The following is a 13,424-nucleotide window of genomic DNA, read 5'->3' on the forward strand; positions in this document are numbered from 1 at the left end:
CCATGCACGCGCGTCGTGCATGGGCCAGAGTCGTTTGTGGACCTTGGGCCCCGGAATCCGGGGTCTGAAGTCCACGATCAGGATCGACGCTCGAGATCCGCCGGCGTCGACGTGTCGAGACGACGACGATCGAGCGCCTCGATAAGTGCCGGCGCGTGAGAGTCCGGAACACAGAACTGTCCGTTCACCGGGACGATCAGTCCGAGGTCGACCATGGTTGCCAGTATCACGAACACCCACGCGCTGACTTTCTCGATGTCGGTGTCGATGCCCGCGTCGAAAGCTTCGCCGTCATGGGCTGGGTCGTCGACCAGGGAGCGGACGAGGATGAACCACAGCGCCGCGCAGGCTGCGGCTATCTCCCGCTGCGGCGAGGCGTTCAGTGCGACAACGGGTTCCAAGCACGCGATGTAGGCCTCGACGAGACTTCTGCGTCGCCACTCCTCGCTCGGTGCCGAGAGCCAGTGATCGAATGCGTCTCCTGCTCGAAGTGTTCGATCCTCGTTGCGCAGGACGCCCACTCCCAACGCGGTCGCGATAACCACCTGGTACGTCACCGTCGACAGCAGTTCGCTGATGGTATCGCCTTCACCGGTCGGGCCGAGGGCGTCTCGAAGCTGCCTGCTCGAGCGCGGGTGTGCGAAGCAGGGGTCGGGAACGCTGCCGTTGTCTTCGCACCAGGCAGCAACCCGCCGGACGTGAGACGTCAGGGTGGTCGGACCGAGTGGTGCCGAGCGACGTCGCGGGACCGGTGCCGCGCGTGGCGGGGAGGCCCGGACCAACGTCGCGAAGTCGTCTGTCTGTGTCGGCGAAACATGTTCTTCGCGAACGAATCTGGCGAAGAGATCGAGAGCATCGACAGTGTCGTAAGGTGACCACGGTGTGTGTCCGCATTCGTCGGCGTACACGTCTGTGTCGAACAACTCCAGTGGTATGTCGGATCCCGCGACCAGGATGTCGTGTTCGCGCCTGGATCGGTCGACTGCCATCGCCGTCGAATATGCCGCCAACGGGTCTGTGGTGCAGCCCGAGTTCACCAACCATTCGGCGAAACGTTTCAGCACGTCGTGCCAGCACAATGCCGGCCGTCTTTGCGCGGTGCGCTTTTCGGCCTTGGCCCTACGTTGGCTCTTACTCATCAGGTCCCCCCCCAGGATCGTGTGCTCGGAGAGTACGGCCGGCGTACGACAGGACCTGATAGTGGAATCCAGCCCCCGGAAACCGGGGTCGATAGTCCACGATCATGTGATGAGAGACATGGCGATCGAGCACGTGATCGGTCTGGAGAAGGCACTACTCGATCCGGCGACGCGCTCATCGCAAACTGAACTCGACCGACTGCTCGACCCGTCGTTCGAGGAGATCGGCGCGTCGGGTCGGCTGTGGACGCGGCGCGAGATGATTGCGGCGCTGATCGACGCGCCCGAGTCCGAGCCCATCAAGAGCGCGAACTTCAACGGCCGGAGGATCGCCGACGACATAGTTCACGTGACCTACGAGACCTGGCATGAGGGTCGTCACGCGCGCCGAAGCTCGTGGTGGCGCAGGGTAGATGCTGGGTGGACGCTGCTGTTTCATCAGGGAACTCCAATCCAAGCAGTCGCCCGCAAGCGGCGGCAGACATCAAGACGGCTCTTCCCAGATGACGGTGTAGGTCGGCCGGGCGCGTCGGTCCGCAGATAGACGTCGAGGTCTCCCGACGATGGAGGTTCCTACGCCATCCATCCGAAAGACCTCGACGTGTCCGACGCTACCCCGCCGGCCGGCTTCGGCCGCCCTGACCTGACCGCCTTCGCGGCTCATCCCAATCGACCCTGATCGGGTCTGCTGACCCCCTCGACGAGAACGCAGCGACATCACAGCCACCCAACCCCGACCGTCCGGGAAGCCGGGGCACGTCACATGGCCTGTGCTGCGGGCGTGTCGAGTGGGTCGTCCAGGGGCGACGCAGGAGCGTCGACGCGACGTGCTGAGAGGTGGTTCCAACCGAGCGCTAGGACACCGGCTACAGGCATGGCGATAGGTCAGGAACGGCGTCGCTCCCTGCGCAGGAGGGAGCGCAGAGTCTCGGCGTTCGCGTAGCCGACCCGTAGCGCGATCTCGGCGGAGGTGAGGTCCGTGGTTGCTGAGAGGTGCCGAGCTCGTTCGATGCGAAGCCGTTGGACGAAGCCGAGCGGAGTGAGGTTGAGCGCCGCACGGACTCGTCGTTCGAGGGTGCGCCGGCTGGTGCCGAGCGACTGCGCGACGAAGGCGACGTTGAACGGTTCGTCCAGGCGGGCGCGCACGAAGCGTTCGAACTCGACGACGATCGGGTCCTCGTGCCGGAGATGTTCGTAGGCGACGAAGGCCGCCTGCGACGGACGCTCGTCGATGATGAGTAGCTTGGCGACATGTTGGGCCAGGTCGGGGCTGATCGATCGCACGAGTGAGAGCGCGAGGTCGATGTGGGCGAACGCGGCGCCGGCGGTGACGAGGTTCCCGTCGACCACGACCATGGTGTCGAGATCGAGGGCGACGGTCGGATAGCGCTTCAGGAACTCCGGCCCCAGGAACCAGCTGGTCGTCGCCCGCCGATGATGCATCCGTCCAGTCTCGGCGACGGCGAACACGCCGGTGCACGCCGCGGCGATCCGGGTGGTCGCGTCGTCGAGGCGCCCGAGTGAGGCGATGACCGAACGTGCATCTCGGCTCTGGAGGGCGTCGTTGGTAGCGGCGGCCGTGAGGGTTCCAAGCGCAGGGACGACGACCACGTCGAACTCTCCGGACTCCGACAGCGGGTGGTCTACCGACAGGGTCATCGATGCCGTCGTGGTCACTCGCCGTTTCGGTCCGAGGATGGCGAGTTCGATCGGGTCGATCCGCGGGTCGACATCGCCGCGGGCTCCGTCGGCCACCCGCACGATGTCGATGACCGACGCGACAGCCGAACCGAAGCAGCCGTCGATCGCGATCAGTCCGATACGCATGGCGCGAACAATAGCAATACTGTCGTATACGCCACTCCCCACCGGCCCTCGCTCGTCATACGCTGAACTCGCCCCACGAAGAACCCCGACTTCAAGGAGAACCCCTCATGTCCACACCCGCATCACTTCCGTATGCCTTCGTCGCCAAGATCGTCGCGGCCGATGGACAGCACGACGCGCTCGCCGATCTGCTCGCCGGCGCTGTCGCACTCGCCAACGAAGAAGTAGGAACGATTGTCTGGTTCGCGGCTAGGACCCACGCCGACACCTTCTGGATCTTCGATGCATTCCCCGACGAGGCCGCTCGCGACGCCCACGCCAACGGCGCCATCGTCGCAGCCCTGATGGCCAATCAGCACCTCCTCGGCGCAGCACCCGAGATCCTGGCGGCCGACGTCCTCGCGTCCAAGCTCCCGTAGTCCGCCAACGCACGAGACGATCGCGCCCCGCCGAGCCGTCGGACCCGATCGCCTCGACACCCGCACCACGTTGACGATCCCCGACGGGCCGATCACGAGGAGGCCAGAGGAGATCCCGGACGCGGTCACGATGATGGATCCCTTCCACGTCGTGCGCCTGGCCGGTGACGCCCTCGACAGGTGTCGGCGCCGGGTCCAACTCGCGATCCACGGGCACCGTGGGTTCAGGGACGACCCGCTCTACAAGTCGCGGCGCACGCTGCACACCGGCGCGGACCTGCTTACCGACAAGCAGAGCGACAGGCTACGCGCGCTGTTCGTTGATGACGCTCACGTCGAGGTCGAGGCGACCTGGGGTGTCTACCAGCGCATGATCGCCGCCTATCGCCACGAGGACCGGCTACGTGGCCGCGAGCTCATGGAGAAGCTGATCACCGACCTCAGCGCCGGCGTCCCCAAGGTGCTCACCGAGCTCACCACCCTGGGCCGGACCCTGAAGAAACGAGCCGCCGACGTGCTCGCCTACTTCGAACGACCCGGCACCAGCAACGGGCCGACCGAGGCGTTCAACGGACGGCTCGAACACCTGCGCGGCTCCGCACTCGGGTTCCGCAACCTGACCAACTACATCGCCCGAAGCCTGCTCGAGACCGGCGGCTTCAGACCCCAACTCCTACACCCCCGATTGGGATGAGCCATCAAGACTCGGTAACAGTCACAAAACGATCGGTCTTTTTCTGCCTGACGGTGCCAGAGTGATGACCATGCGACAGACAACGCGTCGAGCGGCAGTGGCCTTGGCACTCGCGATCCCGGTGTTACTGGGGGTGGGCGCGGGAACGGCATCCGCTGCACCCCAGACGTCGATCTTGCAGGTGCCCGTCGTGACGGGTCTGGAGATCGGCCCGGTCAGCGTGCCCGGCGGGCTCATCCAGACCACGCCGATCAAGGCGACGGTGGGGGAGAGACCGGGCTCGGTCCGGTTCTCCGCCGCCGACATCAAGCCGTACTACTACCAGTACAACTACCGGTGGATGACGGTGCAGTGGCGCAATCTCTCGACGGGAGCGGCCGGCGCCGTCGACTTCCGCCACTGGGCCTCCGAGGATCTCTCGGCTGTCGATCCGAATGCCGGCGCCCGAGGGCTCCCGCTCGACGTCGTTGCAGATACCGGACCCGGTCAGGTCGCCGTTGTGGTGACTCAGAGTCGACAGTTCCCCGCGCCGTTCTCCGAAACACTGTTCCCGGGGCTGGGCCTGCTGACCGTTCCGTGAGGCCGGCCGTCGCCGGTTGTGAATCATCCCAAGCGCGGTGACCTGCTGGGCACTACTGTCACGCTGAGTCCGGTTCGTGGCAGAGCCGGCCCTGTCGAGGAGCGTGGTGGCGTGGCGTCGGTGTTCGCTCAGCGCGCCAGCTACCAACGGCAAGGGATCCGTTTCATCGGCGGACCGTTGCCGTTGTCGTCGGAACGGAAAGTGTCCGACGCGTTCGGCAAGAAGCTGTCGCGCGACTACCTGTTCGTCGACGATCGAGAGTCCGATTTCATCGGTACCTGGCGTGGCAGTCGAGTGCAGCTGTATGGGGTGTCGCGCCGGGCCATCGAAGCAATCGTCAACCCGAAGATCGCCGGTGTGCATATCGATCGTGACACCGCCGCGCAGTATTCGTTCGGTCAACTGAGTCCCGAAGCGCTGACCTTCTCGTCGGCGCAACAGCCCCGTTTCCGCGACCGCAAACGCAACATGATCGTGGCGACGAGCGCCGGATCCGCCCGTGCAGCGATGACGCGCGCATTGCCGGCTCATGTTCGTGCGGACGACGACAGCATCGACCTGCGGCCGATAGTCACCGAGTGCGTACGCACTGCTGTGGCGGAGGCAGTGTGGGGTGACGCGGCGACGACAGTGATCGACTACGTCGACGAAAGCGGCGCCCATGGGGCGCTGCCGTTTGCGGATGCGATGTACGACAACTTCTTACGGCTCCGACGCTGTGCGAACACCTACGCGATGAGAGTCGAGCCACGGCTGCAACGGTGGACGTTTTCGCGGGAGCAGCGGTGGATGCGAATCAACACTCGGACGCTGGTGCGGCACGCTTCGGTTCTGGCGGATATGCCGCTCGACGACACCATTGCCGGCCACATGAGGCGGTTGCACGGCATCTCGGGGTTCTCGTCGACCATGGTCCGTGACGACACCACGACGTCCTTCATCGCCGGCGTCGACACGACGCGCACGGCCATTCTCGCCACGCTGAAGCATCTGCTCGATCCCGCCAACACGCAGTGGAAGGACGCCTTCTCGGCTGTGCCCGTCGAGTCGTTGGGCGATTCTGTAGTGGTCCGTGCGTGCGTGATGGAAGCGTTGCGCATCGACACCCCCGGGTCCGTATTCAACGGGCGGGTGATCGACGACTGCCGCATCGCTCTCGGTGACGGCAGTATCGATCTGCACCGTAATACGCTGGTGATGTCGAACATTCAGGCCGTGCACGCGGTGTACGGCCCGACATTCGATCCGAACCGGATACTGAACGCCCACGCGACGGATCACGTCGCCCCGCTGGTGATCCCCTTCGGCAAGGGTCCGAGATCGTGCCCTGGCAAGTCGTTCGCGTCGTCGATGATCGCGGTGTTCGTGCACGACTTCCTTCAGGCGCACCCGGACGCCGCGGTGGACACGACGCACCTGGACAACACCTATCCGATCCACACGGCATCCGAGCATGGTCTGCACGTGTCGCTGCGCGGCTGAGGTGTCAGGTCATCAGTGCGGCGGGAGCCCACGACGGCCATGACGGGTCCCCGACCAGTCGACCATGGTCGTAACGAGCGATAACGCGAAAGGGGTTGCTTGCGTTGGTATTGTCGTAGACGCGGGCATTTTCAACGACATCGATCGCGGATCGAACCAAGGGCCACAGGCGCACGTATCGCTCACGGACCTTTGCCTCGGGCACGGAATGACCGCCGATCTCGACGCGGTTGACGACGCGGGCTACGGCCAGGTCGACCGGAATGGCGACGATATGAAGTGTGACGAGGTACCCGGCCTCGTTCGCCGTCTCGATCAGATCGAGCTTCGACGGATGCGAGAAGACTGTCTCGGTGACGAACGAGGCGGCCTGTGCGAGTAAGGCCACCCGCTGTTCGGCGGCCAACCTCGATGCGTCGTACGCGTGCGCTTGTTCGTCACCGGGCCAGGTCTCGGTAGCGATCTCGTCGGCGTTGACGAAGGGAAGATGAGTGACGGGCGCCAGCACCCGAGCAAAGAAGGTGCTCTTGCCGGCGCCGTTCGGGCCGGCAAGCAGGTGCAGAACCGGGTCGCGGGTCATTCCGTCAGGGACGATGCTCGATCACAGCGCCGTCTTCGTCGCATTCGACGAAGGCCCGTCCTTCTGCCTCGAATTCGCTGCGCAGATCCAGGCCTTCTGACATCGCGTCGATTCGCTCGGACCATTCCGCGCGTACGACTGCCTGCTCTCGCGGGGTGAGCGCGTCGTAGTTCTGCCGACCTGCCAATACCCCGGCGATGTCGCGTGAGGCTATGTGATGTGAGGCCTCGATCTCACGCCCGATCAGTGCCCAGTGTGCAATTTGTTGGGCTGCGCTCCGGCTCGACGCACTGCCGACCAGCTTCGCCGATGCATACAGTTCATCGTCGACCCGTAGCGATGACGTCGTACCCATGAGCTGCTCCGTTCGTTGTCGTGCACCTAGTGTAGCAATCTGCCACAGCTATGTACTGCCGGATGATGACTAGCTGTCAGCAGTAACCCGAGCCGCCAGGAACGCTTCCGGATCGATCAGATCGGCCTGACCGACGATCGATCCCAGGTCGGCGATTCGCTCCACTCCGGTCAGCACCATCTCCTCCTCGACGGTCCCCTCGGCGTAGCCGTAATAGCAGGTGGAGGTCGTGTGGTTGTGGTCCTTGTCGATGCGGTTGGCGCGGCCCTCGATCTGACGGATGTCGATGGGTGTCCACCGAGGGTCGTGGATCAGCGTCACCCGCGGCGCGAGAGTGGACGTCGTGCCTTCGGGCAGCAGCATTTCGTTGGTGTGCAGGTTGATGGCACTCGTTGTGGTGGACACGATGACGGTGGCGTCACCCGTCTGAAAGCGCCGGATCTCGGCCTCCTGCTCCGGACTGCTCATGCTGCCGTCGACTACTGCAACGGCAAGCCCGCCCTCGCGCAGGTCGTCGGCGAGGGCGGCGACGGACTCGCGGTAGAACATCGACACGAACACCTGGTTGCCGGCCTTGACCCACGTGCGCACTTGGTCCGCGGACGCGGGAATGCGGAGATACGAACACTTCTGACGGAACCGCAGTGTCGCGGCACGCACACTCGGATTCTTCTGGAGCACTCGCTTGCCGCCGGACACCTTCCACATCGGCAGCCCGACCTCCTTGCGGTAGTCGACCCATGCGGAGTTGTAGAGCCGCTTCTGCGCGGCGGTCAGCTCTTGGCCCAGCGGTTCACGTGGCGTGGGCGGGGACGGTCGCGAGATCGACCACGGCACAGCACCTCCCGACAGCCACCCGTGCACGGCAGCGATATCGCGCTCGCGACGGGCAGCATTTTCTGGCTCCCAGCGCCACGTGGCCAGCCCGGTCGACGCCTTGCCGGCCTTGATCGCGAAACCGGATTCTTCGAGGAAGTTGGCCCACTTCACCGTGAGGGCGTAGCCGAGCTGGTCGTCGTCGCCCACGATCTCGACGCCGCGTGACTGCTCGATCGCGCGCGCCATGTAGGCGAAGTGCAGCGGCTGGTAGCCGGGGGTCGCGGACATCCACACCACCGACCGCGCGGCTTCCTGGTAGCGCCACACGATCTGCGACTGCTGCGATTCGATGTTCATCAATGCATGGCACTCGTCGGCGATGACGACGTCGATGTCGAATCGCAGTTCGCCGAGCGTGATCGTTCGCTTGTTCTGTGTCCGTTTGCGTTTCCCCAGATCGGTGTCCGGTGGGACGGACAGTAGCTTCTTCGTCGACTGGTACGTGACCAGAAGCCAGCGCTTGCGGTCGGAGGGCTCGATGTCGGCCTCACTGTCGGCAATTGTCCGACGCCACCCCGGCAGCGCTCCCTTCGGAGCGACGACCAGAACGGTGCCGATCTCGGCAGCAGACATCTGCCGCACCGCCTCGCACACCGACAGGGTCTTGCCCAAGCCGGTGGAGTCCATCTGTGCGAAGTACGGGAAGCCCTCCTCGAGGGCAGTGAGCTGCCGATGCACCGATTCGAGCTGGGTGTCGCGGGGCAGCAGCGAACGGGCATGCACTGTCTCGGGGCGCCAGGTCTCGTTGGCGTCGTCCTCGAGCCACCGCTGCAGGCTGTACGGCATCGACTCGTACGGCTGCAGGTACTCGGGCAACTCGGTGCCGTAGTACGCGAACACTCGTGGGCCGGGGTACCAGCGCGCTCCAGCAGCACTCGCGGCGGAGCGATCCTCGAAGGGGACGTCCAGCACCCACACGCGCTCACCGGCGTCGGGCACGCGCAGGTCCGGAGCTGCGGTCTTCTTCGCGGGTGTGCGGCGCTTGGTCGGCCTCTTGGCAGTGCCGGCGAACTTCCGGGCTGCGCTGCTCTGACCGGCCTTCACGGTACGAGTCGTGGTGGAGCGTCTACGTGGTGGCATCGGGAACATCCTCTCCGATCGCAACCGGTGGTCACGACAAGGGTCGTCGGCGGGAGTGGGGTCCTGTGCCGTGGGAACCAGGCACCGCCGAGAGTGGCATCGACGTCCGACACCGTCGACAAGGTTTGATACGACCGCGCCGTATCCAACCCTGTGGCCATAAGGTTGGACATGGCCCGGTGTGGGGGCCTACCTCAGTCCCTGCGTTGCTCAGCACGCCAGGGGGCGCGGTGGGCCCAACGACTGGGTTGCCCCTGGAAGTGGACACAGCCAGTGCACAGAGCAATCGGTGGAATGTGCGAGTGAACAATCGAGTCCGCATCCGTGTCAGTGCGCACTGCTATGTTGATGTTGCCTCCACTCGGACGGCAACCCCCTCATTTTTCTCACCGGGAGACGCATGCCTGAAAAGAAGAAGATTCTGTACGTCGACCTCGACAACACGCTGGTCAATTTCCAATCCGGTATCGACCGACTGCACCCCCCCGAGATCGTCGGCTTCGAGAAAGACCTGGACGAGGTTCCGCGCATCTTCTCGCTGATGAAGCCTATCGACGGCGCGTTGGAAGCCTACAAATTGCTGGCTGAGCATTTTGATACCTACATTCTGTCCACCGCTCCGTGGAAGAACGCCCAGGCGTGGCACGACAAGGTCAAGTGGGTGCAGTGGCACTTGGGGTACGAGTCCGGGTCAGTGGCCTACAAGCGCCTCATCCTCTCCCATCACAAGAATCTCAACCGGGGTGATTTCCTGGTGGATGATCGACGTGCCAACGGTGCAGAGACATTCGAGGGTGAGCTGATCCCGTTCGGTACCGAGAAATTTACGACCTGGGACGATGTGACCAACTATCTTCTGCCGCTGGCGTGACCGGAGAGGAAGGCCTGTCCGCCGAATCGTCCGCCACTGCGGAGCTTCTCAGCAGAACGGGCGACCTCGACGAGCCGAGCGCACCGGCCCCCTGGCTGGTGAGGCAGGTGCTGGCATCGCAGCACGATGACGAGCAGTTGGCCCAGTGGACGTCGTCGACGGTGATCGACGACAACGTGCAGGCACCGGTGTTCGACGAGGCGACCTTCGCCTGGCTCCACAGAGGGCTGACCGATGTCTACGACTTCCCCATCGGTCATGCGGGACTGATGCACACGTACGGCTATCTGCTGTCGACAGTGGTCACCCCGTACGGACTGAAACGTCAAAGGTGGCTCACGAGCGACCTGGCCGTCGCCTTCGGCAAGGAGCCCACTCACCTTCAGCCGACGGCATCCGAGACCCCTCTGATGGAGCGCGTCGCATCCACGGTCCTGCCCGCGCTCAGCGATCCGGTCGGAACCACACGCGTCGTCCTCGCCTTCGACGAGGTGGTCGACACCGCCAACGCGATGCGCACCGTCTACGTCGCCGATCCTGGAAGCGGTTCCACCGCAGTCGTGTACGGACTGGTGACGAGCTCGAGGACCCAGATCGTCTCGACCTTCCCGGTCCAGCCCTTGACGCAGGAGTGGGCGCGGACTCGACTGAGTGAGCCGACCCGGTACCGCTTCAACTACGCCCCACCCACAGCTCCACCGGGAAGCGCCTTCGACGGGTCGACGGAAGTGCTCGTGTCCCGCGTCTGACGTTGTTGCGTCAGCCGACCTCGACGACCTCCAACGCACCGTCTGCATGCGACCCGCGCAGCCGCTTCTTGTCGAACTTGCCGACACTCGTCTTCGGCACCTCGTCGATGAAGGTCCAGCGTTCCGGCAACTGCCAGTGCGCAACTCGACCGTCGAGGAAGTCGCGGAGCTCCTCCGCGGTCACGGTCTGACCCTCGCGCACGACGACGGCGACGAGTGGTCGCTCGTCCCACTTATCATCGGGCACACCGATGACCGCGGCCTCGCGCACAGCCGAATGCTCCATGACGTGGTTCTCGAGCTCGACGGACGAGATCCATTCCCCACCGGACTTGATGATGTCCTTCGACCGGTCCGTCAGCGTCAGGTATCCGCCCTCGGAGATGGTGCCGACATCGCCGGTCCGCAGCCACCCGTCGTCGAACTTGTCGGACGCGTCGCTGCGGTAGTAGCTGCCCGTGATCCACGGCCCGCGCACCTCGAGTTCGCCGACGTGCGTGCCGTCCCACGGCAGGACGGTGCCCGAATCGTCGACCAGGCGAGCGCGGACAGCGGACACGAAACGTCCTTGAGTGCAACGCAAGTCGAACTCGTCTTCCGGAGACAGTCCGACGTCGGGGCGCCCGGACGTGCCGAGCGGCGACGTCTCCGTCATGCCCCACGCCTGGGAGATGGGAACGCCGTACTTCTCGTGGAACGCCCGCATCAGGCTCGGCGGGCACGCGCTGCCGCCCACGGTGACGTCGCGCAGGCTCGACAGGTCCGCCGGGTGGTCCTCGAGGTGGGCGAGCAGTGCCTGCCAGATGGTGGGGACAGCGGCGGCTGCGGTGGGTCGCAGGGTCGTCATCATCTCCGCGAGCGGCGCCGGCTGTAGGAAGCGATCCGGCATGATGAGCGACGCCCCCACCATCAGCGCGGCGTACGGCAGTCCCCAGGACATGGCGTGGAACATCGGCACGATGGCGAGCACGGTGTCCGACTGCGCGAGCGCCATGGCATCGGTCATGCAGACCTGCATCGAGTGCAGCCAAATCGATCGGTGCGAGTAGACGACGCCTTTCGGGTCACCGGTGGTGCCCGAGGTGTAACACATTGCCGCAGCCGCACGTTCGTCGAGCTCGGGCCACTCGTACTCGTCGGGGTGGCCTGCGAGCACGTCCTCGTAGCCCAGCACCTCGATGTGGTCCGGTGCCTGCACCTGTGCGGGGTCGGCGCCCACGACGACGAGGTGCCGCACGGTCGTCATGGTCGGCAGGAGCGGCGTCAGCAGGGGGAGCAGGCTGGCGTCGGCGATGATGACGCTGTCCTCGGCGTGCTCGACGATGTACGTGAGCTGCTCGGGGAACAGGCGGATGTTCAGCGTGTGCAGCACGGCACCCATGGCGGGCACGGCCATGTAGGCCTCCATGTGCTGTGAGTTGTTCCACATGAAGGTGGCGACGCGCTGGTCCCCGTCGATTCCGAGCGCTCGAAGACCGTGGGCGAGTCTGGCGGCGCGTCGACCGAGCTCGGCGAACGTGATGTTCGACGGCCCCGCCTCGCTCCACGTGGTGATCGTCGCCGATGCGTGCATCGACGTGCCGTATCGAACGAGCTGGCCGATGGACAACGGGGTGTCCTGCATGGTGCTCTTCATGACTCTCCTGCCGGTCGATCCGCGAGGCGCACGACCTACGTGCCCTGTGTCACATTGTGCACACTGCGGCTCGGCAGGGACCCGATATCAGTCCTTGTAGTAGACGACCTGGTGTCCGGTGGCGAGGAGAGTGCCGCTGGTGCTCCACAGCTCGGCGGTCTGGTCGAAGTAGCCCTGATGGAATCGTCGTGCGTGCGCGGTCCCGAGGACGTACCCGTCGGACTGCGCCGCCAGATCCTCCGCCGTCGCGAAGTAGTGCACGGTGAGCGAGATGGTTCCGGCGGCGACGTACTTCCCGCGCCGCTGAAAGACCCGCGGGTAGAAGATGTCGCTCATCGACGTCAGGGACGCGAAGTCCATCGGGCGCGGGGGAGAGTCCCGGACCCACAGCGTCGCAACGGAATCGGCGGACTCCGTCTCGGTCAATGCACCGGCGGTGAACCGCATCTCGTAGTTGTTCGCCCAGGCGATGAACTCGGGGAAGTCGACCGTGTCGACGTCCGCGGGGTCGGGCATCGCGGGAGGCGACGACTCGAGGGCGTCCCAGGTGGTGCGGCGCGTACCGAAGACCGCGGTCGCGGTGGTGGCGACCGTGCCGTCCTGGCTCAGCTCCAGATACCAGTGCTGGTTGCTGCGATTCGTCCGCACGGCGCGAGTGGAGATCTCGAACTCGCCCTCGGCGATGGGCCCCGCGAAGTTCACGGTCAGCGTCACCGGGTCGCCCAGTCGGTCGGGATGAAGCTCGACGGCCCGGACCAGCGTCGCGGCGGTGAGCCCGCCGAAGGGGCCGACCATGTTGTTGTACGGCGCGGAGGTCCGGCCGCGGTAGCGACCGTCGCCCAGAGGCTCGAGGGTGAGGCCGTCGTCGAAGGCGTGCGATCCGGGGTGAGTCATGAGTCGTCCTGATTCGGTAGTTGTATGCACCGAAGCATAACGGTGGTCTGAGCTGGGTGGTGCCAACGCGGATCGACTGGCGAAGCCTGTTAGCGCTAACACGTCGCAAAGTCCAGTTAGAAGGACGCATTGACATCGTCGATGTTATCGCTCACACTCGCTGAGCGGTGTGATTCACACCACTCGACAGCAGCATGATCCGCAGCACGGCGAATCGAATGCCGTCCCTGCCGACCAGC

At 65.0% G+C, this 13,424-nt stretch carries 13 protein-coding genes and 1 pseudogene; 7 read left to right on the forward strand and 7 right to left on the reverse strand.

The genetic code is table 11. The features are described from left to right. Positions 1-77: 77 nt before the first annotated feature. On the reverse strand, positions 78-545 hold the full coding sequence (locus QE397_RS03325; RefSeq protein ID WP_307091712.1) for a hypothetical protein: 468 nt from the start codon (positions 543-545) through the stop codon (positions 78-80). A 712-nt stretch (positions 546-1,257) separates the two neighbouring features. Between QE397_RS03325 and QE397_RS03330 the strand changes: the two genes are divergently transcribed. Next, complete coding sequence (locus tag QE397_RS03330; protein ID WP_307091715.1) at positions 1,258-1,683, forward strand: DUF4440 domain-containing protein; 426 nt, start codon at positions 1,258-1,260, stop codon at positions 1,681-1,683. Between the two features lie 341 nt (positions 1,684-2,024). Here the strand turns inward: QE397_RS03330 and QE397_RS03335 are convergent, their stop codons facing one another. After that, the gene (locus tag QE397_RS03335) at positions 2,025-2,966 is read right to left on the reverse strand and encodes a GlxA family transcriptional regulator (protein WP_027504856.1); all 942 of its coding nucleotides are present in this window, start codon (positions 2,964-2,966) and stop codon (positions 2,025-2,027) included. Between the two features lie 107 nt (positions 2,967-3,073). Here QE397_RS03335 and QE397_RS03340 point away from each other — a divergent pair, with 107 nt between their 5' ends. From QE397_RS03340 to QE397_RS03355, 4 genes and pseudogenes are all read left to right on the forward strand, one after another. Continuing rightward, positions 3,074-3,385 (forward strand): putative quinol monooxygenase, encoded by a 312-nt coding sequence (locus QE397_RS03340; protein WP_006247389.1) that lies wholly within the window; start codon positions 3,074-3,076, stop codon positions 3,383-3,385. Positions 3,386-3,479: 94 nt separating this feature from the next. After that, positions 3,480-4,079, forward strand: a pseudogene (locus tag QE397_RS03345) (transposase); the annotation flags it as partial. A 70-nt stretch (positions 4,080-4,149) separates the two neighbouring features. Then, the gene (locus QE397_RS03350) at positions 4,150-4,659 is read left to right on the forward strand and encodes a hypothetical protein (protein WP_307091719.1); all 510 of its coding nucleotides are present in this window, start codon (positions 4,150-4,152) and stop codon (positions 4,657-4,659) included. Positions 4,660-4,770: 111 nt separating this feature from the next. Then, on the forward strand, positions 4,771-6,141 hold the full coding sequence (locus QE397_RS03355; protein ID WP_307091722.1) for a cytochrome P450: 1,371 nt from the start codon (positions 4,771-4,773) through the stop codon (positions 6,139-6,141). A gap of 4 nt (positions 6,142-6,145) precedes the next feature. Here the strand turns inward: QE397_RS03355 and QE397_RS03360 are convergent, their stop codons facing one another. The 3 genes from QE397_RS03360 to QE397_RS03370 form a co-directional block, all read right to left on the reverse strand. Then, positions 6,146-6,721: a zeta toxin family protein gene (locus QE397_RS03360; protein ID WP_222630724.1), complete on the reverse strand. Its 576-nt coding sequence runs from the start codon at positions 6,719-6,721 to the stop codon at positions 6,146-6,148. Positions 6,722-6,725: 4 nt separating this feature from the next. Continuing rightward, positions 6,726-7,076 carry a hypothetical protein gene (locus QE397_RS03365; RefSeq protein WP_307091724.1) on the reverse strand — a complete coding sequence of 117 codons (351 nt, stop codon included), beginning with the start codon at positions 7,074-7,076 and terminating at the stop codon, positions 6,726-6,728. A 69-nt stretch (positions 7,077-7,145) separates the two neighbouring features. After that, positions 7,146-9,035 carry a DEAD/DEAH box helicase gene (locus QE397_RS03370; RefSeq protein ID WP_307091726.1) on the reverse strand — a complete coding sequence of 630 codons (1,890 nt, stop codon included), beginning with the start codon at positions 9,033-9,035 and terminating at the stop codon, positions 7,146-7,148. A 400-nt stretch (positions 9,036-9,435) separates the two neighbouring features. Here QE397_RS03370 and QE397_RS03375 point away from each other — a divergent pair, with 400 nt between their 5' ends. Further along, positions 9,436-9,906 (forward strand): hypothetical protein, encoded by a 471-nt coding sequence (locus QE397_RS03375; RefSeq protein WP_307091729.1) that lies wholly within the window; start codon positions 9,436-9,438, stop codon positions 9,904-9,906. After that, the gene (locus tag QE397_RS03380; protein WP_307091731.1) at positions 9,903-10,655 is read left to right on the forward strand and encodes a hypothetical protein; all 753 of its coding nucleotides are present in this window, start codon (positions 9,903-9,905) and stop codon (positions 10,653-10,655) included. The genes QE397_RS03375 and QE397_RS03380 overlap by 4 nt, the downstream gene beginning before the upstream one ends. Positions 10,656-10,665: 10 nt before the next feature. Here the strand turns inward: QE397_RS03380 and QE397_RS03385 are convergent, their stop codons facing one another. Both QE397_RS03385 and QE397_RS03390 read right to left on the reverse strand, forming a co-directional pair. Further along, on the reverse strand, positions 10,666-12,291 hold the full coding sequence (locus QE397_RS03385) for a long-chain fatty acid--CoA ligase (RefSeq protein WP_307091733.1): 1,626 nt from the start codon (positions 12,289-12,291) through the stop codon (positions 10,666-10,668). A gap of 87 nt (positions 12,292-12,378) precedes the next feature. Continuing rightward, on the reverse strand, positions 12,379-13,185 hold the full coding sequence (locus QE397_RS03390; protein ID WP_222630734.1) for an acyl-CoA thioesterase II: 807 nt from the start codon (positions 13,183-13,185) through the stop codon (positions 12,379-12,381). Positions 13,186-13,424: the final 239 nt, after the last annotated feature.

The organism is Rhodococcus sp. SORGH_AS_0301 (assembly GCF_030818285.1).
Lineage (GTDB): Bacteria > Actinomycetota > Actinomycetes > Mycobacteriales > Mycobacteriaceae > Rhodococcoides.

Coding starts and splice junctions, on each gene's coding strand:
- QE397_RS03375 (WP_307091729.1), top strand. CDS start 9,436: ATGCCTGAAAAGAAGAAGATTCTGTACGTCGACCTCGACAACACGCTG.
- QE397_RS03360 (WP_222630724.1), bottom strand. CDS start 6,721: ATGACCCGCGACCCGGTTCTGCACCTGCTTGCCGGCCCGAACGGCGCC.
- QE397_RS03370 (WP_307091726.1), bottom strand. CDS start 9,035: ATGCCACCACGTAGACGCTCCACCACGACTCGTACCGTGAAGGCCGGT.
- QE397_RS03390 (WP_222630734.1), bottom strand. CDS start 13,185: ATGACTCACCCCGGATCGCACGCCTTCGACGACGGCCTCACCCTCGAG.
- QE397_RS03385 (WP_307091733.1), bottom strand. CDS start 12,291: ATGAAGAGCACCATGCAGGACACCCCGTTGTCCATCGGCCAGCTCGTT.
- QE397_RS03350 (WP_307091719.1), top strand. CDS start 4,150: ATGCGACAGACAACGCGTCGAGCGGCAGTGGCCTTGGCACTCGCGATC.
- QE397_RS03330 (WP_307091715.1), top strand. CDS start 1,258: ATGGCGATCGAGCACGTGATCGGTCTGGAGAAGGCACTACTCGATCCG.
- QE397_RS03335 (WP_027504856.1), bottom strand. CDS start 2,966: ATGCGTATCGGACTGATCGCGATCGACGGCTGCTTCGGTTCGGCTGTC.
- QE397_RS03365 (WP_307091724.1), bottom strand. CDS start 7,076: ATGGGTACGACGTCATCGCTACGGGTCGACGATGAACTGTATGCATCG.
- QE397_RS03340 (WP_006247389.1), top strand. CDS start 3,074: ATGTCCACACCCGCATCACTTCCGTATGCCTTCGTCGCCAAGATCGTC.